The organism is Labrenzia sp. THAF187b, from assembly GCF_009363375.1.
In the GTDB taxonomy this organism is placed as follows: domain Bacteria; phylum Pseudomonadota; class Alphaproteobacteria; order Rhizobiales; family Stappiaceae; genus Roseibium; species Roseibium algicola.
This window is the reverse complement of sequence record NZ_CP045345.1, coordinates 467,693-489,755: the sequence shown is the minus strand read 5'-3', so window position 1 is coordinate 489,755 and position 22,063 is coordinate 467,693. Positions and strand designations below refer to the sequence as shown.

The following is a 22,063-nucleotide window of genomic DNA, read 5'->3' as shown; positions in this document are numbered from 1 at the left end:
CAGGTTCACAATTCTGCTTTCTTCCCTCAAACGGTCAAAGGCATTTGCAGGGACAATGCTCATGCTGATCGGTGTCGGTTTATCCGTTCCGACAGCTCGATCGGAAAATGTGTCACTGACCGCCCCAGCAGGCGAAGTCCGACTGACAGTCACCGGCAATATCCGCAAGACAAACTCGGAGGGCACTGCGCTTCTTGACGATGCAATGCTGGAAGCACTGCCCCGTCACACCCTCGAGACCTCAACTGTCGTCACGGATGGCGTAAAACGCTTCGACGGCTTCCTGATGCGCGACCTGCTTGAATTCGTCGGCGCCGACGGCAAGACGGTTACCGCCAGTGCGCTCAACGATTATACCATCGACATCCCGATGGAAGACTTCGTGCGGTACGATGTTCTTGTCGCAACCCATATGGATGGCGAACGGCTACAACCCTCGGATAAGGGCCCTTTCTGGATCGTCTATCCCCGGGACGAGCATTCCGATCTTCAGGACATCCGTTACGACTATCGCTGGGTGTGGCAGTTGATCCAACTGAAGATCAAATGACGCGCAGGAGCGACCTTGTCGCCTATATCGTCGCAGGCACTGCATCCGTTGCCTTCGTCTTGCTGCTCGTTTTTTCCCTCGCACGGCTTCTCGATACCGAAGCGGAATTGCGGCGCAACGAGGGGGACAACATGCTGTGGGCGATCTCACGAACGCAGTCCGCGGCGCTCCTGCTGGATGCCGAGGTTTCCCGTCATGTCGGCAGCATCTCCCGCAAGGCGGCTGAACTGGACAAACGATACAACGTGATGCTTAGCCGCTTGAACCTCTTATCGGAGGGGCCTCAACAACGCTACATGCGAGAGCTGGGCCTGGACGGCGAGCTGGAAAAGGTGACTGGGTCGCTACGAGCGCTTGAGGCAAAAATCCTGGACATGTCGTATGGCGACGTCCAGACGGCTACTGCCGTTCATGTCCTTCTCCAGCCCTTGATTGAGGATCTCGGCCGCGCCGGAAACCAGTCCATGGTCCGGCAATGGGAGGCAACGGGTGCGCGGCTCGACAATCAACGTGCCGCAATCGTGCAGGTCATCATTTCCATCGTGGCGATCATTGTTCTCGGTGCCTTTCTGTCCTTCACGATGTTGCGGGCGATGGCCGAACAGCAACGCATCCGGCTGTCGCTCTTGCGTGAACGCGAAACCGCCGAGATCTACCGCAGTTTCGTTGCTCTGGTTTCTCACCAGTTTCGAACGCCGCTCGCCGTCATCGATTCCGCGATGCAGCGCGTCTTGCGAAGCGGGAACCAGATGCCAACTGAGGAAATCAGGCAACGGGCAAGCCAGGTGCGCTCCGAAGTCCGGGGCCTGACAAGCCTGCTGGAAGCGACGCTGGATGTCATACGGCTTGAAGAAAGACAGGTGACGGCCAAGCCCGGAAACTGCCATTTCGAGGATCTCATTCAACGGGTGATCGCCCGTCAGAGAGAAGAGACACCGGAGCGGGCGTTTTCCCTGGAAATTGGCAACAAGGTTCCCCAATCGATCGAGACGGACCAGTTGCTGGCGGAACAGATCCTCGACAATCTTCTATCGAATGCGGTGAAGTATTCGCCGGTTACCGAGCCGGTTTCAGTGAGTGTCCGGGCGCAGAACAGGTCCATTTTCATCTCCGTGCACGATCGGGGTGTTGGTATTCCCCCGGAGGAGCAGGAGCGCGTGTTCAGCCGCTTCTTTCGCGGTAACGGCACTGCGGGAATTCCCGGCACGGGTATCGGGCTCAACATCTCTTCCCAGGTTGCCAGGTTGCTCGGGGGAGAGTTGTCTTTTGAAAGTCAGGCGGGAATAGGATCGACCTTTACTTTGAAACTGCCGGAGAAATGGCCGGGTGTGCAATAGATGGCGTTCTTGTCACCAAAACTGCTATGAGACTGGATTCACGGCTTTTGTTCGCACGTGAAGTGCGAACATTGATCTGAGCACAGACCTACTTGCGCAGATTCTGCGAAATCAGGATCTGAGCTCGGAATCCATCAGTTTCCAGGGGAGGGGAAATGAAGCGCAAAAAACCACTTGTGACCCTGCGCGATGTGGCAGAGGCAACCGGTGTCAACGTGTCGACAGTTTCGCGCGTGCTTCAGAACAAGGGACGTGTTTCCCAAAAGACCAGAACCCATATTCTGGAAACAGCCGAACGACTCGGCTATCACGGCAACCCGGTTGCGAGAGCCCTGAAAACCGCAAAATCCTCGACACTTTTGATGGTTGTCCCGCAGATCGAAAACCCGATCTTTGCGTCGGCGATTGTGGGAGCCGAAATCGAGGCACGCGAGAAAGGTTTTGCCCTTCTGGTCTCCTATGACAAGGGGGATGGGCGCGAGATCATCACGGACATTTCTCGATCAAGCATCATCGAGGGTGTCATCATCGCGAGTTTCGATGAGGATGACCGGTTGCGACAGATGCTGAACAGCACGGGATTGCCGCATGTGATCCTCAACCGACATCTGGCCGGTGACCGGAATTGCGTTGCGATCGATACCCGCGAGGCGGCCCGCATCGGGGTTGAGCACCTCATCGCCATGGGGCATCGCCGGATCGGGCATCTGGCCGGGCGGCTCGGCCGGTTCAATGGCGACATGCGGCGTCAGGGTTGGCAACAGGCTCTTGAAGCCGCCGGCCTCGACCACGGCGAGGAATTCGTTGCCCAGGCAGGCTATGATCCTGCAGCCGTACCTGCTGCCGTCGACAAACTGCTGGCCTGCGGCGTGACCGCAATTCACGCCGCGACGCTGCTGACCGCGGCTGCGGCCATCGCCAGATTGCACGAACTCAAGCTCCGTGTGCCGGAAGATGTTTCCGTCGTCACAATGCATGACGACCTGCTTGCCCGGGTCGTTTATCCCCAGGTGACCACAGTGGCTTTACCCTCCCAGGAAATGGGCCGCGCGGCAGCCAGCCGGCTCATCGACCTGATCCAGGGAACTGCGCCCGACGAGGGCTCAGCGCTCGAAAGTCTCCTTCTTCCTCCAGGCGATCTCATCGTGCGCGCATCGGTCGCCTCCATCTGAAAATCAGCAAACCGGGCTTGACATCCAGACCAAAGTGCAATTGTTTGTGTTTGAGCAAACGTTTGCCCAACACGATTTCTAACAATCCGATTGGGCATGGAGGAGGAAAAATCTTTGAGTAATCGTGATCTCGTTTCCGAGCTTTCGGAGCTGGTCGGTGCGGAAAACGTCCTGGTGGACGAAGGTTCGCGCGCCGGCTATGCACACGACCGTCTGCCCTATGCGAACTTCCGTGCAAGGGAAGGCGCGCTGGTCGGTACGCTGCCAGGCCTCGTCGTGCGCCCCGCCACAACGGAGCAGGTCTCGGCAATTGTCGGGAAGGCAAGCAAGGCAGATCACCCCCTCATTCCCTATGGCAGCGGCTCCGGTGTCCTCGGCGGGATCATTCCCCTGGGCGGCGAAGTCATGCTCGACATGCAGCGCATGAACCGCATCCTGAAGATCGACCGGGACAACCATCTGGTAACGGTCGAAGCCGGCATGAACGGCGAAGTGTTCGAAGACGCGCTGAACGCAGAAGGTTTTACATCCGGTCATCTGCCGCAATCGCTGACCATCTCGACGGTCGGCGGGTGGGCCGCCTGCCGCGGCGGTGGTCAGGAATCGAGCCGCTTCGGTAAAATCGAGAACATTGTTGTTGGTCTCAAGGCGGTCATGCCGGATGGGCGCGTGCTGGAAATCAGGCCGCTTCCCAAGCGAGCCTCCGGACCATCGGTTCTCGATATCATCGTCGGCAGTGAAGGCACGCTTGCCGTCATAACGGAACTGACCCTGCGCATCTGGACGCTGCCGCCCGCCGAAGAGGCCATCGTGCTGGCACTTCCCGATCGCACCGCAGCCCTCTCGCTTGCCAAGCGCATCATGCAGGCGGGGCTGCATCCGCGCATCGTTCGTCTCTATGATGAAAAGGAAACCGCCTCGCGCACCGAAGACATCAGTGCTTTTGAAACGCGCCCGGTGATGGCCAACATCGTGGTTTGCGGCGAAGAAGCCATTGTGGCTGCAGAAGCTGCACTGGTACGCGAGTTTGCAAAGAGCGTGGATGCCGTGGAAACGGAAACACGTCCCTTCGACGAATGGCGGGCAAAGCGCTACGTCTCCATTACGAAACAGTGGCTTGATAAAGGCTACTACAACGACACGCTCGAAGTCTCGGTGAACTGGAGCAAGGCTTCGTCGCTTTACGACACGATCGCAGCCCGGATTGCTGCGGAGGTCTCCAAGGACGCTCATTTCAGTGCCCACTGGTCGCATGTCTATCCGGAAGGCGTGTGCCAATACATGACCTTGCGCCTACCTCCCATGGATCAGTCTGCAGCCTTGCCGCTGCATGAAAAAATGTGGGACATCGTCAACGGTGAAACGCTCGCGCATGGCGGCTCGATCGCTCACCACCATGGAAGCGGCCTTTTCCGCGGACCCTGGATGGACGGAGAGCACGGCGTCGGAATGGATATTCTGCGCGGTATCAAGGCCTCCGTTGATCCGCAAAACCTCTTCAATCCCGGCAAACTCGGCTTTCCACCGCGCGCCGGCTCCATCGATCCGTACCGGGACAGGGGTGCCAATGTCTGACGCCCTTTTGCTTGGGATCGACCTCGGAGCAGGATCGCTCAAGTCGACGGTCATCACCACGGACGGGAAGGTCGTGGCTTCGGCCTCCTGTCCGGTCGAAACACTCACACCGAAACCCGGATTCAGCGAACAGGATCCGGAAGGCTGGTGGTCGGCACTCGTCACATCCCTGCAGAAGATCTGGCAGGGCGGCCTGGAGCCGCATCGCATTGTTGCGCTTTCCCTGACGGCCGGAGCTCACACCCACGTGCTCGAAGACGGGTCAGGCAGCACATTGCGGCCCGCAATCATGTGGAATGACCAGCGTTCCGGTTCTCAGGTGGTGCGGGAAAGAGCAGCGCGCGGGGCTCAGATCCTCGACCTCTCGGGCAATCGCATCAGCCCCACCTGGACACTGCCGCAACTGATCTGGTTGCAGGAAGAAGCGCCGGAGACACACGGCCGCATCCGCCGGCTTCGCCCGGCCAAGGATTGGCTGCGCCGTCGTCTCGACGGCAGCGATGCAACCGACATCACGGATGCCTGGGGGCTCATGCTTGCCGATGCGCGATCAGGGGGCTGGTCTTCCGAACTCTGCGCGATGGGAGGGCTTGAAACCGAAGTTCTTCCGGAAATAGTTGCATCAACGGCGACGACGGGGACCGTGACACCAAGGGCTGCTCAGGAAACCGGTTTGCAGGAAGGCACACCGGTCATTTGCGGAACCTCCGATACCAATGCGGAAACCTATGCAGCAGGCATGACGCGCAAAGGCATCGGAGCCCTGAAGCTCGCCACGGCGGGCACGGTCTCTACATTGACGGACGCTCCCCGTTTTTCCGATGATGTCATTCATTACCCGCATCTGGTGTCCGATCATCACTACTCGATCCTGGGAACCAACTCGTGCGCCTCGGCCCATCGCTGGCTGCGTGACGCGCTTTTCTCGGACATGGGTTTCGAGGGCATGGATGCCAAAGCTGCCGAAGTCCCTGCAGGGTCGGAAGGTTTGCTTTTTCATCCCTACCTCAACGGCGAGCGGAGCCCCTACTGGGACCCCGACTTGCGCGCTTCTTTCGTAGGGCTGGGGTTCCAGCACGGAGCACCGCATTTCTGCCGGGCTCTCTATGAAGGCGTTGCCTATACGCTGCGCGATTGCCTGTCCGTTCTGCAACAGCGCGGCATGGGCTTCACCACCGCCCGTCTCGTCGGCGGGGGGACACGCAGTGCCTTGTGGCGGCAGATCATTGCGGATGTCACAGGACTGACGATCGAAGTTCCCGCCGAAGGCGACGCGTCCTTCGGTGCAGCGCTTATCGCGGGCATTGGTGCGGGCGTTTTCTCTGACACGGACGACGCTGCCCGCGTCATCCGCGTGGCAGAGACTTTGACGCCCGATACCCGGGCAGCGGCGATTTACGATGAAGGCTTCGTTCGGTTCCGGGAGGCAAAGGAAGCCCTCACACCGATCAACCACAAAACCGTGCGGGCAACCGGGGAGGCCAAGTAATGGCGGAAGTCAGTCTGCGCAAACTGCGCAAGACCTATGGGGCCGTGGTTGCGGTGGAAGGTGTCGACCTTGAGATCGCCAAGGGCGAACTCATCGTTCTGCTCGGCCCTTCCGGGTGCGGGAAATCGACAACCCTGCGCATGGTCGCGGGGTTGGAAACGATCAGCGCCGGGGAACTGCATATCGGAGGCCGGAACGTGACCACCCTGGAGCCCAAGGACCGTGACATCGCCATGGTGTTCCAGAACTACGCGCTTTATCCGCACAAGACCATTCGCGGCAACATGTCGTTTGGTCTCAAGATGCGCGGCATGAAAGGGGGCGAGATCTCCAGGCGGGTCGACGCTGCAGCGGAAATGCTGGACATCACGCACCTGCTCAACCGCAAGCCGGGCCAGCTTTCAGGCGGACAGATGCAGCGTGTCGCACTCGGCCGCGCCCTTGTTCGCGACCCGGCGGTGTTTCTGCTCGATGAACCGCTGTCCAACCTGGATGCGAAGCTTCGCTCCAGGATGCGGGAGGAAATCGCCCTTCTTCAGCGGCGTATCGGAAAGGCAATGCTTTACGTCACGCACGATCAAACGGAGGCAATGACCCTTGCCGACCGGATCGTCATCATGCGCGACGGACATGTGCAGCAGATCGGCTCGCCGCTGGAGGTATACGACCGGCCGGCAAACGCCTTTGTCGCGGGCTTCATCGGCTCGCCCGAAATGAACCTCGTTGAAGCTGACCTCAAGAACGGTTTTCTCAGCCTGTCGGCTGGTGTCTCCGTTCCTGCCGGAAGTGATACCGGTGAGCGGGAGGTGATTGCCGGCATTCGACCGGAAGCCATCACGATTTCCGACGAAGGTCCGGAGTTCGCGGTCCGGGGCATCGAACAGCTCGGCTCGCAAACGCTTTTCATCGGCGAGACGGCTGGTCATCGCCTGCGGGTCATGACCCAGCGCAGGGACGACATCAAGGTTGGTGAGAGCGTTCATCTCGCTCTTCCCGCAGCAGCAATCCACCTGTTTGACCGCGCCAGCGGTGAACGCCTCGAGATGCCGGGAGGGGCAGCTTGAACAAAAGGGTTTAGCCGCACCTGAAAGCGGTCAATTGGAGGAGAAACATGACTAAGAGCAAATTCGAAACAGGTCTCTGGACTAGACGCCAGGCCCTCAAGACCATGGGTATCGCCGGCGCCGGGCTGGCAGCCTCGTCCCTTGCGGCCCCGGCGCTCCGCGCCCAGGGCAACAAGCCCATCCGGTTTTTGAACTGTGAAACGGGCAAGGACACGCTCGCCTTTTTCTCGAAGGTGGCCAAGGAATACCAGGAAAAGACCGGCGTTGAGGTCGTCATCGATTCCGTACCGCTTGGCGAAAGCTTCACCAAGATCACCAATGGCATTCGCTCCGGAACCCCTTATGACGTGGCAAACGTCGGTTTCATCGGCCACGTGCTGCTATTGGCCGAGCAGGAACAAATCGTCCCCTTGAACGAGCTGACGGACGAATACCAGTGGGGGAACAACATCCTCTTCCCCATCGACAACAAGGTTTACTGGTACCCGTTCGACTACAACCTTGCGCTGATCTATTACCGCAAGGATCTTTATGAGACGAATGGTCTGTCCCTGCCAAACACGTGGGATGCGTTCGTCCAGAACAGCGAGGCGCTTGTCCAGGGCCGCCAGAAAGGCGCGTTGTTCCCGATCGGATCGAACGGTGCAACCAACTGGATGTCGTTTGCCTTCCTTTGGGCCGAGGGCGTCAAGCTGTTCGACGACCAATGGAACGTGATCCTGGACAACGACGAGATGAAGCCTCGGGTAGCCGCCTACCTCGACTTCATGACCAAGCTCTACGGGACGATGCCTCCGGGTGCTCTTCAGGCCAGCTACTCCGATGTCCTGTCCAACCTGGTTGGTGGTGCCGTGGCCCACGGAGCCTATGCCGGACGTGTTCTGGAAGCTGCAGAGCGGGACAACCCGACCCTGGCCGAGAACCTTGGCGTCATGCCCTACATGGATATGTCCGGAAAGCAAAAGGCGGTCAGCCACGGCTACGACGGCTGGGTGGTCCTGAAGACGGACAACACTGGTCCGGCAATGGATTTCATGCGGTGGCTTACGACCGATCGCATGGTCGACTTCCTGCATACCGCACCGGTTCACTTCCAGCCGACGCGACTTGATATCTATGAAGACCAGCGTTGGCGCGACAACGCCATGATCCAGAAATACTCTGGTGTGGTCGAGCAGATGCGAGAACTTGTGACCGACGAGTCTGTTGTGCTCACGTCCATTGATACGCAAGGCCCGGCGCCTGACGTCAGACCCGGCAAGGTGTTCGAGTCCTTCGTCATGCCTGAAATGCTGCAGAACAAGATCCTTCGCGAGATGGATTCTGCAGAGGCCGTCGATCAGGCCGCAGCCAAAATGCGTGAAGTGATCAAGTGACGAAACGGGAGGGGAGCGGAAGCTCCCCTCACTTTCACACCATCTGGAGTTCGTGAATGACTCGCTGGTTGTTGCCGGGTTTTCTCGGTATCGGGTTTCTTGCGACCCTTGTCCTGATTGTCGGGCCTGCGCTTTATGCGGTTTCGCTCAGCTTTTATGACATGCCGTCGCTTACGGCCGATCCGGTCTGGGTCGGCTTCGCAAAATACGCCAAGGTTCTTGCAAGCGCAGAGTTCTGGAACGCGCTTTGGAACGGCTTCGTCTATGCCGGGTTGGCGATTGTCCTGCAGGTGGTGCTGGGCATCGGCTTCGCGTTGCTCTTGAACCAGAATTTCATCGGCCGCTCTCTGCTGCGCGGACTGACATTCCTGCCGTATCTTCTGCCGACGGTGGTCGCCGTCCTGGTCTTCAAGTGGATGGTTGACGGCTCGCTCGGCATCATCACCGTTCTGATGGATGACCTGGGCCTGCCGCCGATCTACTGGTTCGAGACCGAGACCGCATCCATGACGTCCGTCATCCTGATTTCGGTCTGGTTGTGGACCCCGTTCGTCACCACGACCTTTCTCGCAGGGCTGCAGACAGTTCCGACCCAACTCTATGAAGCGGCGCGCGTAGACGGTGCCGGGCCCGTTCGGCGTTTCTTTCACGTGACCCTGCCGTCGCTGCGCCCGATCCTGACGGTCATCATTCTTCTGCGGGGCGTGTGGATGTTCAACAAGTTCGACGTCATCTGGCTGACGACGGGTGGCGGTCCGCTTGGTGCCACGGAACATCTGCCGGTCCTGTCCTACCGGGAGGCATTTGCCCTTTATGACATCGGCAGCGGCGCAGCGATCGCAACGCTTTCCTTCTTCGTCCTGATGGTCGCCGTTGCAATCTATTTCCGGGTGTTCCCGATGGAGGAAGGCAAATGAGTGGACAAATCCAGGCTCGCCGCGTTGCCGGCCGGGCGGGACTTTACTTCGCGGTGATCGTTCTAGCGGTCTACAGCGCCTTTCCCATCTACTGGATGGTCGTTTCTTCCCTGCGCCCCACGCAGGAAATGCTCATGAACCCGTCTCTGGTACCGCAGCGATGGACGCTTGAGTATTACACCAGCCTGTTGGCGCAGACCGACTATCCGCGGCAGTTCCTCAACAGTCTCATTGTTGCGGTGACCACCGTTGCCCTGACAATGCTTCTGTCCGTCATGATCGCCTATGGCGTCACCCGCCAGCGCATTCGCGGCAAACAGATGATCATCGCCGGCATGCTCTATGCCTACATGTTCCCGCCGCTGCTGCTGGCAATCCCGCTTTACGCAATGTTCGCGGCAATCGGCCTCAACGATACGCTGCTGTCGCTTGTCATTTCCCACCTGACCATCACGATGCCGCTCGGCGTCTGGTTCCTGTGGGGGTTCTTCAAGACAATGCCCTTCGAGCTTGAGGAAGCAGCCATGGTGGACGGCTGCACGCGCCTGGGTGCTTTCCTGCGTGTTGTGCTGCCGCTGTCGGTGCCCGGGCTGGTAACGGTCGCGATCTTCGCCTTTCTCCTTTCCTGGACCGACTACACCTTTGCCCTGGTCATGATCGGATCGGACGCGAACAAGACGGTGCCCCTGGGTCTGGCTTCGATGATCGGCGCCTTTGACCTGAGATGGGGAGATATCATGGCCGGCTCCACACTGATTGCCATGCCGTTGTTCATAGCGTTCATCACGCTCTCTCGTTACTTCGTCCAGGGCCTGACCGCCGGTGCGGTGAAAGGATAACTCATGACAATGCGCATTCTGGGCGCTCCACTGCGCTATGTGCAGGGACCGGGAGCCATCGACCGCCTGGCCGAGGAAATTGCCATCATTGGCGGTGGCCCTGCGGCGGTGGTCATTGATCCGGTAGCCCGCGACCTGCTTGGTGAACGCATCAGCTCCCAGCTTCCCGACGCCCGCCTCATGGAATTCGGGGGGGAATGTACCGCGGCGGAAATCTCCGCCAGGGCAAGGGAAGCCGGTGATGCCCGGCTACTTGTCGGCATCGGTGGGGGCAAGGCGATCGACACCGCCAAGGGAGCTGCAATCGAGCGCGGTCTGCCGGTTGCCATTGTGCCGACCATCGCTTCCAACGACAGCCCGACCAGCCACATTGCCGTTGTCTATACGCCGGACCATGCGGTTGAGGGCGTCCGTCACATGAAGACCAACCCCTCCCTTGTCCTGGTCGACACGGCAGTCATCGCCGGAGCACCGCGTCGCTTTCTGGCGGCCGGTATTGGCGATGCGATGTCAAAGCCGTATGAGCTGGCAGGCGCTCTTGCCGGAGGTGGTCTCAACTTCTTTGCTGGCCGTCCAACGGAACTCACCCAGGCCATTGTCGCGCGTGCCCGCGACATTCTGCTTGCCGATAGCGAAGCGGCGATGTCGGCCGAAGGCCCGAACGAAGCTTTCGAGCGCGTGGTGGAGGCCACCGTGCTTCTCAGCGGTCTTGCCTTTGAAAGCGGAGGGTTGTCGATAGCCCACGCGATGGTGCGCGGCCTGTCGGTCACACCGGCGTTCTCTGGGTTGCTGCACGGGGAAATGGTCGCTCTCGGCACCTTGACACAACTGGCAGCCGGGCAGGGGGCCAATGAGGAAATTCGCACCCTTGCAGCCTTCTTCCGACGGATAAATCTGCCCACATCCTTCGCAGAATTCGGCGTCACCGGCGCAGCGGAACTGAAGCATATTGCCGAGGTTGCGCTCACAGCCCCCTATGCGCCGAACTACTACCGCAAACTCGGCGTCTCCGACCTCGTTCGCGCGATGCAACTGCTCGACGAAGGACATTGATCGATGCCGCCATCAAGAAATGTTGTGGTCACCGGCGGAGGTACAGGTATCGGTCTTGCGACAACGCAGCTTTTGACCGAACGCGGCTGGCAGGTAACGGCCGCAGGCCTGGAACGGGAGGAAGGCTTTCCGCAAGCTGCCCGGTTTGTCGAGGTTGACGTTACTGATGAGGCCGCGCTTGCCCATCTCCTTGAAGAAGAGCAAGAGCTCGGCGGCCTGGTCACCTGCGCGGGCACGATCCAGTACAGCCGGGAATGGGACGCTGCGGTATTCGAGAAGGTGATGGCGGTGAATGTTACCGGCGTGCTCACCTCCTGTACGGCCGCGCGCGATGCGCTTCAACGCGGCAACGGTTCCGTCGTCAACATCGCCTCCATGTGGAGCTGGTTCGGCAACCCCGTAGCGCCTGCTTACGGCACCAGCAAGGGGGCGGTCGCTGCCCTCACCCGATCCCTTGCCGTTGCCTGGGGAGGAACCGGTATAAGGGTCAACGCGGTCGCACCGGGTTGGGTGGAAACACGCATTTCCGAAGGCGCGCGATCAGACCCGGCACGGCGCGCACGGATCGACGCCCGCATCCCGATCGGCCGTTGGGCCGCGACGGTGGAGATTGCGCGGGTCGTCGCGTTCCTTCTTTCTGAAGACGCTTCCTACGTTCATGGCGCGATCGTTCCGGTAGACGGTGGCTATCTGGCGGCGTGAACCATCCAAGGTATTGCGTCGCTGCGGCATGCTTAAAACGCCAGAAAGCGTTGCCGGTTCTGTTCTTCCAAACCCGGCAACGCCTTCTGATTTTAAGGTCACGCGACAGCCGCTTTAGAGTACGCGTTCTTCCCGGAACGCTCGTCCGAAGGACTGCAGCACAGGATCCAGCAGATAGCGCATCGGCGTATGAGCTCCTGTTTGAATAAAGACCTGCGCGGGCATGCCTGGCACCAGCTCAAAACCGCCTCCGGCTTCCCGGATGTCGTCGGACGTAACCCTGACCCGCACCGTGTAGTATTGCTCTCCCGTCTGCTCGTCCGTTTCGGCGTCCGCACCAACCTGGAAGACTTCCCCTGTCAAGGGCTTCATGTGCCGCCCCATGAAGGAGGTGAGCTGAACTTTGGCGTCCATCCCGATCATCACGTTGTCGATGTCGGACGTACGCAGGCGCGTATCGAGGATGAGTTCCTCGTTCTCTGGCACGATCGTGATGATCGGTTCACCCGGCCGCACGACACCGCCGACCGTCTTGTAGTTGACCTTGAGCACCCGCCCCTCGATCGGAGAGACGATCTCTGTGCGGTTCAGGATGTCCGAAGTCGCGGAAAGCGCCTCGTCGGCTTGCGCAATCTCCGCGTTGATTTCCGACAACTCCTTGGCCACCTTTTCGCGTTCTTCGCTGAGGGCCGTCAGTTCCGCGATCTTGATTTCCTCGATCTTCTGCCGCGCACGAGCGATCGTTGATCCTATGGCATTGCGCTCCGACCACAGTTCGGCCCGTTTGCGTTGCAGAACCAGAAGCTCGGGCTGCCGCATCAGACCTTTGTCCATCAGGACCTTTTTGCTATCCAGCTCCTTGTCAAGCAGCAGGATCTGATCATCCATGCCGTCTATCTGGGCTTTCAGGCTGCTGATCTCGGCTTCAACCTGGCCTGCCTGCACATGATAGGTCGACTGCTGCCTTCCCAGCAGCTCGCGCCGTACCTTGAATTTTGTAATCTCGTTGGCGACGAACTGCGTGTAACTCTTGTCGGCCGACATGACCGACGGCATCTGGACCTCAAAGGTTTCATCGCCACGCTCTTGCGCCAGCAGCCGGTCTCTGGTCACCACATAGCGTTGGTGCTTGCGGTAGATCGACAGATAGTTCGCCGTTGCCAATGCCTGGTCAAGAACCATGAGAAGCTGACCGTCCTTGACGACATCGCCCTCCTTGACATTGAGATGGCGTACAATTCCGCCTTCCAGATGCTGCACCACGCGCAAGCTTCCGTCCGGACTGACCTTGCCGGCGGCGATGGCGGCTGACGACAGCTCCGCGAAACTTGCCCAAATTCCCGTGCCGAAGAAACAAACCGCGACGACCAACGAACCCATGATCCAGTGTTGCCGGATGGAGCGACGGAGGGACGACGCCGGGTTATTTTGCTCTTTCATCACTGACCTCCCTGAGTTTCGTTGGCCGGCGAAGCGCCTTTCGCTTGCGCCGGCTGGACCTTGCCAAGTTTCTGCAGGATATCGCTGACCGGGCGGATGGCGTGCTTCATGAACTCCTCGCCGGTTTGCGTCTTTTGAATTGTGCCGTCCGCAAGGGTGATGATCAGATCGACTTTCGAGAGCGCCGAGGGTCTGTGGCTTACAATGATGACCGTGCAGCCCTGTTCCCGAAGGAGCACAAGGCACTCCTGAAGCGAGGCTTCGCCATCACTGTCCAGGTTGGAATTCGGTTCATCGAGGATGATCAGCTTGGGCTTGTTGTAGATCGCCCTGGCCAGCCCAACGCGTTGGGCCTGTCCGCCGGACAGACGAAGTCCGCCCGGGCCGATCAGGGTTTCATAGCCGTTCGGCAGAGCGTTGATCATGTCGTGGCAACCGGCAAGGCGCGCGGCAGTCACAACCTTTTCATCATCCGGCTCGCCCATCCGGGCGATGTTTTCCTTCACAGTGCCGTATAGCAGTTCCACGGACTGCGACAGGTAGCCAATGTTCCGGCCGAGTTGCTGCGGGTCCCAATTGCGCATGGCGACACCGTCAAGACGGACCGAACCGGAACTCGGATCCATTGCGCCAATCAACAATTTGCACAAGGTGCTCTTGCCGGAGCCGGAATGGCCGACGATTGCATTCAGGGTTGCCGGCTTGATATCGATCGTGATGTTGCGCAGCAAAGGCCGTTCCTGGCCTGAAACGAGCAGATTGACACCTTTGAGCTGCAGGTGCCCACTGGGTTCCGGCTGCTGGGTCCGGTCGAAGTGGAGCGGAGCTGCCAGAAAAATATCGTTCAGCCGACGATGGGACTGCATCGCGCCGACGATGCCTCGCCAGGCGCCGATGGCCTGTTCGGCAGGCGCAAGCGCGCGCCCCATGATGATTGACGCTGCAATCATGCCACCCGGGGTGATTTCACCCAGCGTGGCAAAATAGGCACCGAGACCAAGGACACTGATCTGCGCCGTGAACCGGATGAACTTGGTGATCGCGGCGGTCTTCGCTGAAAAAGCGGCAACGGCGAAAGTCGAATTGGCCACCAGTTCGTTGTCGTTCCGGTAGCGGGCGAGAACGCCAGGCAGCATTCCCATGCTGTAGACGCTTTCCGCGTGTTGCGTCGCGATGTCAATCGTCTGCTGTGCCCGCACGCGAGCCGCCGCAGCACCCGCCATCCGGCGGCGGGTGACCGTGTCGTTGATACCTGCGATTATCACAAGCAGCACACCGGCCGCGATGGCGACGAAGCCGAGGGCAGGGTGGATGAGAATAATGGCACCGACAAAGAAGGGCACCCAGGGCCCATCGAAGAAAGGCAGCACGCTCGAACTGCCAACAAATTGCCGGATGGTTGCCAGGTCGTTCATTGCATGCGAGTGGGACTTGCCCGTCGACCTGGCCGTCTGGATGACGGCATGCAGCAGGTCGGCATGTACGGTTTCATCCCACCATTTCGCTATGCTGGCGAGGATGGAGCCGCGGATTGCATCAAGAACCGCAATCACAGCCAGAAAAAAAATCACGATCATCGTCAGGAAGACAAGTGTCTCGAGGTGGCCGCTCTGCATCACCCGGTCGAAGATCTGCTGCATGTAGAGGGGTGAGGCCAGAGTTCCGAGATTGACAAAGATCGAAAAGAAACCAACGGCAAGAAACCCGGCCCAGGAAGAGCGATAAACCTTGAGAGCGGGATAAACGCTTTCCCTTGCGCTGCGTACAGCCATGTAGACTCTCCAAAAAAAACATAAAAAAGAAGAGAGGAGAGGGCGCGTGCGCCCTCTCCAGAAGTTTCATGATCAGACGACCAGCGGACCGTCGCCGTCTCCGTCAAATGTCGGGATAAGCATTTCAGGGATGTCGCCCGCACCGTCCGCGGTGGTCCAGTCGTCACCGCCGAAGGTGTTGGTCTTGTCCGGATCTACCGACAGTTCAATATCGAACTCGGCGGAGTTGGAGACCGCATCATGGACATCCACGACAGTCATGGTACCCGAGATGTTGGCGGTTTCGCCCTGATCCATTACCTGGGCCATAATGCGTTCCAGGTTATGGGTGAAGGTCACGCTGCCGTCGGCTTCACCGATGTTCAAAAGCCCTGCGGCTTCCAGATCGGCGATATCCAGCGTCACCTGATGGCCTGCGATGGACAGGCTGAGAGTACCCGAGATCTCATCGATCTGGAGCGTTTCCGTTTCACCATCATCAACGTCGTTGGCAGCCAGAAGCTCAAGAAGATTGAAGCTGCTTTCGTCGTTGTTGGAGTTGCTGTGAACAACAGTGAACGAACCCGTGTAGTCCTCAATAGTCGGGGCATCGTTCGTGCCGTTGATGGTGATGGTCACGTCGGTGGTGACAGTGCCGCCGTTGTTGTCGGATACGGTTACCGTATAGATTTCTTCGACGCTGTCGCCTTCGTTGAGGGCCTGAACATTGGCGTTGAACTGGTCAATGGTATAGGTCCATTCACCGGTATCCTCATCGATGCTGAATTGACCCAGTGCCCCGTCGACGACAGAGGCGGAGTAGGTCAGGACGTCCCGAATATCGACGTCCATTCCGACGATCAGGCCAGTGGCAACGTCTGTACCGTCTTCCCCGACACCGGATTCCGTCACCTCGCCCAGGATATCCGCATCGGAGATCGTGGGATCGTCGTTGGTGCCGGTCACGACGACCGTCACTTCCCGCGTGTCCGTCGCACCGCTATCGTCCGTAACGGTCAGGAGGTACTTGACTTCCAGTTGTTCGCCTTGGGCAAGGAAGTCGAGTGCCGTTGCGGCGATTGCAAAGGTCCAGGTGGCGCCTCCGTTGTTGGCGTTACCGGCCGATTGCTGCACCGTCAGCGCATTCGTGAAGGCAAGCTTTTGCCCCTCCGTCAGCGTGAAACCACTGCCTGCGACTGGTTCGACAGAGGTGAACTGAGCGGTCACTTCCGGCGTGTCGGACAGGTCTAGGTCGGTGAACAAGACCTCACCGGATGTTTCAAGCTGTGCCGGGGTATTGGCTTCCTCGAGAACGCCATCGAAGACACCGCCAGAGAACACCGGTCCATCATTGGTGCCGGTGATCGTGATGGTGATCTGGGTGGTGTCGGTGCCTTCCGGGAACCAGTTCCGGTCGCTGACTTTGACGTCGAACGTCAGGGTCAGCGTTTCGCCGTCCGCCAGCCAGTCGAGTGGAGCCGAGCCGTTGTAGGCATAGGTGAATTCAACATTCCCATCTTCGCCCTTCGGCACGGAGAAGATGTTGTCCAGTGCGTCTCCGCTGGTGAAGTTGAAGTTGCTGGATGCCAGAAGGCTGCTGATATCGACACCATCCGGAAGAGCGCCTTCCGAATAGGCCGGCGAACCATCGCCTTCGACCGAGATGTAGAGCGTGTCGCCCAGATCCGGATCGTCGACCACGATGTTGCCGCTCAATTCGCCGATATTCTGCGGATTGGCGTTGAGTTCTTCGTCGACTGCGAAGTCGAGAACGCTCTGCTCGACGAGGATTTCCGGCTGGTCGTTGGTGCCGATGATCGTCACGGTGATCGGACGCTCGACGAAGGAGTCCGGGTCATTCTTGTCCTGGACTGTAAGCGTGTAGTCGATCGTCAGAACATCGCCTTCGGCAAGGAAGTCGATAGCCTTGTCCTGGACCTTGTAGGAATAGGTTACCCGGCCCTGGTCGTCGAACTGGTCGAATGTCCAGAAGAGGAAATTCGTATCCTTGGCTGTCAGCGCAGCGTAGATATCGCCCGGCATTTCCAGAATTTCACCGGCACCGGAGGCCAGGGAAAGGTTCGGTTCGCTGATCTGGACTTCAAAATTGTCCGGATTGACGACCGTGTCGGGATCGTTGATCTCGAAGACACCGCCGCGGGTATGGACGTAACCTTCGTCTTCCGCACCCGGCCATTCAACGATGGGCAGGAAGTTCAACGAGAGATCGCCGCCGATCGTCGGAGCATCGTTGGTGCCCGTGATCGTGATGGTGACATCCTGATCCACGACACCGCCGTTGCCGTCATCGACCGTCACGGTGTAGACGACTTCGACCTGCTCACCTGCGGCGAGGAAGTCAAGATGCTCTTCCGCGACGCTGTAGGACCAGTTGATCGTACCGTCGTTCGTGTTGCCCGGATCAGCGGACAGCCCGAAACCGGCCTGGATATTCGCGATCTGGCCGGCGGTGAGGCCGACACCATCAAGACCTTCAACGCTCTTGACTGCGAAGGTCGCCGTTGGCGTATCGGAGAGATCCAGATCGGAGAAGTCAATCGAGCCGCTGTCGGACAGGGTTGACGGATCGCCTTCAACGATGGATCCGCTCACGTCAACTGCAGTCAGTGTCGGAACGTCGTTTGTGCCGGTGATCGTGATGGTGATCTGGGTGGTGTCGGTGCCTTCCGGGAACCAGTTCCGGTCGCTGACTTTGACGTCGAACGTCAGGGTCAGCGTTTCGCCGTCCGCCAGCCAGTCGAGTGGAGCCGAGCCGTTGTAGGCATAGGTGAATTCAACATTCCCATCTTCGCCCTTCGGCACGGAGAAGATGTTGTCCAGTGCGTCTCCGCTGGTGAAGTTGAAGTTGCTGGATGCCAGAAGGCTGCTGATATCGACACCATCCGGAAGAGCGCCTTCCGAATAGGCCGGCGAACCATCGCCTTCGACCGAGATGTAGAGCGTGTCGCCCAGATCCGGATCGTCGACCACGATGTTGCCGCTCAATTCGCCGATATTCTGCGGATTGGCGTTGAGTTCTTCGTCGACTGCGAAGTCGAGAACGCTCTGCTCGACGAGGATTTCCGGCTGGTCGTTGGTGCCGATGATCGTCACGGTGATCGGACGCTCGACGAAGGAGTCCGGGTCATTCTTGTCCTGGACTGTAAGCGTGTAGTCGATCGTCAGAACATCGCCTTCGGCAAGGAAGTCGATAGCCTTGTCCTGGACCTTGTAGGAATAGGTTACCCGGCCCTGGTCGTCGAACTGGTCGAATGTCCAGAAGAGGAAATTCGTATCCTTGGCTGTCAGCGCAGCGTAGATATCGCCCGGCATTTCCAGAATTTCACCGGCACCGGAGGCCAGGGAAAGGTTCGGTTCGCTGATCTGGACTTCAAAATTGTCCGGATTGACGACCGTGTCGGGATCGTTGATCTCGAAGACACCGCCGCGGGTATGGACGTAACCTTCGTCTTCCGCACCCGGCCATTCAACGATGGGCAGGAAGTTCAACGAGAGATCGCCGCCGATCGTCGGAGCATCGTTGCTACCGGTAACCGTGACCTTGAATTCGGCCTTGTCGCCACCGACAACCTGATAAACGAAGGTATCGACACCCTCCTGGCCATCGGCGAGGCGGTTCGCTTCTTCGGAATAGACGTAGCTGGCTTCGCCCGTTTCGACGTTCAGCAACAAGGTGCCGTATTTGCCCTCGACCTCCAGCATGCCATCTGAATCAGCGACGGCATCAACGTTGACAATCGAGCCGCCAGCCGTTTTGAAAGCCAGCTGGGTGATGACCTGGCCGCCGGTTTCGCCGATTTCGTCGTCGTTGCCGAGAACGTTGAATGTCGCTGCAACTTCCGCTTCGTCGTCGCCGGTGGTTTCGGTGACGTCGATCGCATCGTTATGAGCGACGAGTGCGCCATCCGTGACGCTGAAGAGATGGATGTCACCGACTTCACTGCCTTCGCCGAACTGAACCAGTTCGATATTGTAAAGGGTGGTCGTGCCGGTGCCGTTGGTGATGCTGACGGAACCGTCTTCGTTGGTCTTGATGTCGTAATCTTCAGCCTTGCCCGCAAACTGGGCAACGTCCTTGGAGCCGCCACGGCCGTCAATGATATCGCTGCCGCCGTTGCCGAAGAAGATGTTGTTCAGGCCGTTGCCGAGCATGACATCGTCATTGACCGTGCCGATGGCATTTTCGATGGACGACAGCAGATCGATATCGCCGCCCTTGCTCACGGCGATACCGCTGCGAAGGTCGATGAAGATGCCGTTTTCTGTGCTGTTCAGGTAAGAATAATCAATTGTATCAACGTCGTCGCTGCCGAGCAGGATGTCGATGCTGCCGTAACCGACAAGCATGTCGTTTCCGCTTCTGGCAAGCACGAGATCAAGACCAGATGTTCCTTCGAGCGGTACATCGGCACCGGTCGTCCCATTCACGAAATTGATGCTGGAGACGTCCGGGGTCGGATCGCTGCCGTCTTCTTCGATGTAAGTACCGACAACGTCAACGTCGCTGATCGTGGAAGTGCTGTTCTTGATGTCCGCCAGAGTGGCGCGGATGGAGTCGAAAAATTCCGACAGATTGATGTTATTAGGCATTAATCCATTCCTGACTAGCTCCACCGGCTGCCCGAGAGGGACAACCGGTGATTAAAGAATGGGTGTAAAAATCACCCTTGCTGAAATGCACGAGCAGACTTGGCAGACTGTTTCAATTTGAGCCATTCCCCAAATGGGGGCTGCGTTAACCAAGAAGTTTGTTAACCTTGCCTTCAGACGAAGCCGCAGAAAATACGCAGCGTAAACAACACTTCGGAGAAAGCTTTAGAATTTCAATGCGTTGAGGGGTGTTAAAATGACGTATGGTCAACATTTGCACCCTAATTAACCATTTGTTAATTTTTTTGGCACGCGAGAAAAATAATTCCTCACGGAATACGTTATTGCCTCCCCTTAGAGTTGTGTATACGATTGCATAGTTTTTGTCGTGCCATTCTTCATATTTTTTTACTGTCAGAATGTTGTGTTTTAGCAATGTCCGAGCAACTCGAGAAGCTTATCGCAGAGTTATATGAGAACGTAGAAACGGAGAGGTTGTTTTCAGAAACTCTTTCAAAAATAGTTACTTATCTTGGCGCGGCTCAATCTCATTTATGTCTTCTTGGGAAGGATAACTCTTCGATTGGACTTAATTTCACCGCCAATATGGATCCGAGTTTTCTCGATGAATACCACCAGCACTATGTCAACATCGATTACCGCTTAAAACTCATAACGAAATCACCTGTGGGGGCTGTCATGACGGACGATCAGTTCAATACACAAGAAGGTTTACGCTCCAGTCCGATCCATCACGATCTGTTTCCGCGATACGATGTGAACAGGATCATGGGCAGTAACATCACCGTTGACGGTCGCCTTGGCTGGTTCGGTGTTACAAGCATGCGCAAAGACGGGACCTTCTCCAAAGAGGTAATGGAGGATTTTTCGAGGCTCGTTGTCCATGCCAGGAAGGCGCTTCAACTTCGGCAGCTGCGCATGGAAACCGGTGAACGGGAACTCGTTCACAGGTCGTCCAACGATGCGCAAACCCATGGCGTCATCATGCTTGCCAATGGCGAGACCGAATACGTCAACCAAATCGCGCAGGATATCCTCGACCTGGGTTTCGTGAGAATACAAAATGGCAGGCTGGTCTGCCGCAATCCAAGAGAACAAAAGAAGCTGGACGCGGTTCACCGGCGCGTTCGAAACGGGGAAGCGCCACTGGTGCGTCTTCTCGATAGCAAAACCAACACGACCTACGCCGTACAGGTGTTCAACCCGCTCCCCCGGTTCGTTGACGGACGACTGGAACCGGCACGCTGGGTGACCTACAAGATCGTGGTGCTCAATCCGCAGGACATTCTCTCTCCGCGTACGCTCGACCGTATCAGCCAGTTTTTTGGACTGAGTGGAAGCGAGAGCGCCGCCATTGCCGCTGTCATAGCGCTGCAGCCGCTGTCAGAATACTCCCGAGTCAAGGGTGTCCAGCAGGATACAGTTCGAAAACAGCTGAAGTCTGCGATGACAAAGATGGCCGTCAACTCACAAAAACAGCTGTTCCAGGTCTACGAGAGGTTCAAGGTCTTCGAGTGACAGCCCGGGCTTCCAGGGCACAGGTGAAGATCAAACCTCCACCTGCTCCCTGGCAGTACACTCTCGTACAAGCAAAAGAGCATGGCCGTCAGAGTAGTGCAGGCTTGGATGCGGTACGATGGCTCGACGATCCATCTCGCGAAAGCCCAGTGACGCATAGAGACGAAGTGCCGGCACATTCCTGTCGAAGCATATGAGTGAAACTCGCGTGAGACCTTGCGCGGCCGCAAGACGGTCGGCAAGGATCATCAGCTTTCGCGCGAACCCGCGACGGCGAAACTCCGGACGGACAGCCACGCCGGAAACATACAACGAGCCTGGATCTTCCAGCTCGGAGTAGGGCCTGAGGACTGGATCGGTCTCGGGTGTCTCGTCACTCTCCATCTTGAAGGCATGCAGCATGGCCACCACCTGGCCGCCAATCTCAACCATGTGGCAATTCTGATAGGAAAACGCCGTGTTTTCCCGCGAATACCGCGATGCCCCAACCTCCAGGAGGTCCGCGCCGGGAGCCCCGACGCGAGACCAGATGTAAGAAGCAAGTCCATCTGAGGACATCAGGAAAAGCGAGGCGATTTCACGTGCGTCTGCCTTCGTGGCCGGACGGATCTGTTCGCACCGTGTTTCGCCTTTCGATTGGACCGACAT

The 22,063-nt window shown here is 58.3% G+C and carries 16 protein-coding genes; 12 read left to right on the top strand and 4 right to left on the bottom strand.

The features are described from left to right. Nucleotides 1-61 precede the first annotated feature (61 nt). The 11 genes from FIV03_RS30090 to FIV03_RS30040 all read left to right on the top strand — a co-directional run bounded on the left by FIV03_RS30090 (nucleotide 62) and on the right by FIV03_RS30040 (nucleotide 12,074). Nucleotides 62-550, top strand: coding sequence for a molybdopterin-dependent oxidoreductase (locus tag FIV03_RS30090; RefSeq protein WP_286202328.1), 489 nt, complete (start codon nucleotides 62-64; stop codon nucleotides 548-550). Then, nucleotides 547-1,887 carry a HAMP domain-containing sensor histidine kinase gene (locus FIV03_RS30085; protein WP_152512424.1) on the top strand — a complete coding sequence of 447 codons (1,341 nt, stop codon included), beginning with the start codon at nucleotides 547-549 and terminating at the stop codon, nucleotides 1,885-1,887. Before FIV03_RS30090 ends, FIV03_RS30085 begins: the two co-directional genes overlap by 4 nt. A 155-nt stretch (nucleotides 1,888-2,042) precedes the next feature. After that, nucleotides 2,043-3,059: a LacI family DNA-binding transcriptional regulator gene (locus tag FIV03_RS30080; RefSeq protein WP_022999577.1), complete on the top strand. Its 1,017-nt coding sequence runs from the start codon at nucleotides 2,043-2,045 to the stop codon at nucleotides 3,057-3,059. Between the two features lie 114 nt (nucleotides 3,060-3,173). Next, complete coding sequence (locus FIV03_RS30075; RefSeq protein WP_173014032.1) at nucleotides 3,174-4,634, top strand: FAD-binding oxidoreductase; 1,461 nt, start codon at nucleotides 3,174-3,176, stop codon at nucleotides 4,632-4,634. Then, nucleotides 4,627-6,123, top strand: coding sequence for a xylulokinase (locus FIV03_RS30070; protein ID WP_286202327.1), 1,497 nt, complete (start codon nucleotides 4,627-4,629; stop codon nucleotides 6,121-6,123). Before FIV03_RS30075 ends, FIV03_RS30070 begins: the two co-directional genes overlap by 8 nt. Then, nucleotides 6,123-7,187, top strand: coding sequence for a sn-glycerol-3-phosphate ABC transporter ATP-binding protein UgpC (ugpC, locus tag FIV03_RS30065; RefSeq protein ID WP_152512421.1), 1,065 nt, complete (start codon nucleotides 6,123-6,125; stop codon nucleotides 7,185-7,187). Before FIV03_RS30070 ends, ugpC begins: the two co-directional genes overlap by 1 nt. A gap of 47 nt (nucleotides 7,188-7,234) precedes the next feature. Continuing rightward, nucleotides 7,235-8,563: an extracellular solute-binding protein gene (locus FIV03_RS30060; RefSeq protein WP_077293872.1), complete on the top strand. Its 1,329-nt coding sequence runs from the start codon at nucleotides 7,235-7,237 to the stop codon at nucleotides 8,561-8,563. Between the two features lie 56 nt (nucleotides 8,564-8,619). Next, on the top strand, nucleotides 8,620-9,480 hold the full coding sequence (locus FIV03_RS30055; RefSeq protein WP_022999582.1) for a sugar ABC transporter permease: 861 nt from the start codon (nucleotides 8,620-8,622) through the stop codon (nucleotides 9,478-9,480). Continuing rightward, on the top strand, nucleotides 9,477-10,319 hold the full coding sequence (locus FIV03_RS30050) for a carbohydrate ABC transporter permease (protein WP_022999583.1): 843 nt from the start codon (nucleotides 9,477-9,479) through the stop codon (nucleotides 10,317-10,319). Before FIV03_RS30055 ends, FIV03_RS30050 begins: the two co-directional genes overlap by 4 nt. Before the next feature lie 3 nt (nucleotides 10,320-10,322). Next, nucleotides 10,323-11,372, top strand: coding sequence for a glycerol dehydrogenase (locus FIV03_RS30045; protein ID WP_152512420.1), 1,050 nt, complete (start codon nucleotides 10,323-10,325; stop codon nucleotides 11,370-11,372). A 3-nt stretch (nucleotides 11,373-11,375) separates the two neighbouring features. Then, on the top strand, nucleotides 11,376-12,074 hold the full coding sequence (locus FIV03_RS30040; RefSeq protein ID WP_152512419.1) for an SDR family oxidoreductase: 699 nt from the start codon (nucleotides 11,376-11,378) through the stop codon (nucleotides 12,072-12,074). Between the two features lie 114 nt (nucleotides 12,075-12,188). Here the strand turns inward: FIV03_RS30040 and FIV03_RS30035 are convergent, their stop codons facing one another. The 3 genes from FIV03_RS30035 to FIV03_RS30025 form a co-directional block, all read right to left on the bottom strand. Beyond that, nucleotides 12,189-13,514 carry an HlyD family type I secretion periplasmic adaptor subunit gene (locus FIV03_RS30035; RefSeq protein ID WP_152512418.1) on the bottom strand — a complete coding sequence of 442 codons (1,326 nt, stop codon included), beginning with the start codon at nucleotides 13,512-13,514 and terminating at the stop codon, nucleotides 12,189-12,191. Beyond that, complete coding sequence (locus FIV03_RS30030) at nucleotides 13,514-15,286, bottom strand: type I secretion system permease/ATPase (protein ID WP_152507966.1); 1,773 nt, start codon at nucleotides 15,284-15,286, stop codon at nucleotides 13,514-13,516. The genes FIV03_RS30035 and FIV03_RS30030 overlap by 1 nt, the downstream gene beginning before the upstream one ends. Nucleotides 15,287-15,358: 72 nt before the next feature. Continuing rightward, nucleotides 15,359-19,876 (bottom strand): VCBS domain-containing protein, encoded by a 4,518-nt coding sequence (locus tag FIV03_RS30025; RefSeq protein ID WP_152512417.1) that lies wholly within the window; start codon nucleotides 19,874-19,876, stop codon nucleotides 15,359-15,361. A gap of 435 nt (nucleotides 19,877-20,311) precedes the next feature. Between FIV03_RS30025 and FIV03_RS30020 the strand changes: the two genes are divergently transcribed. Then, nucleotides 20,312-21,415: a hypothetical protein gene (locus FIV03_RS30020; RefSeq protein WP_152512416.1), complete on the top strand. Its 1,104-nt coding sequence runs from the start codon at nucleotides 20,312-20,314 to the stop codon at nucleotides 21,413-21,415. A gap of 30 nt (nucleotides 21,416-21,445) precedes the next feature. Here FIV03_RS30020 and FIV03_RS30015 read toward each other — a convergent pair whose 3' ends face one another. Continuing rightward, complete coding sequence (locus tag FIV03_RS30015; protein ID WP_152512497.1) at nucleotides 21,446-22,063, bottom strand: GNAT family N-acetyltransferase; 618 nt, start codon at nucleotides 22,061-22,063, stop codon at nucleotides 21,446-21,448.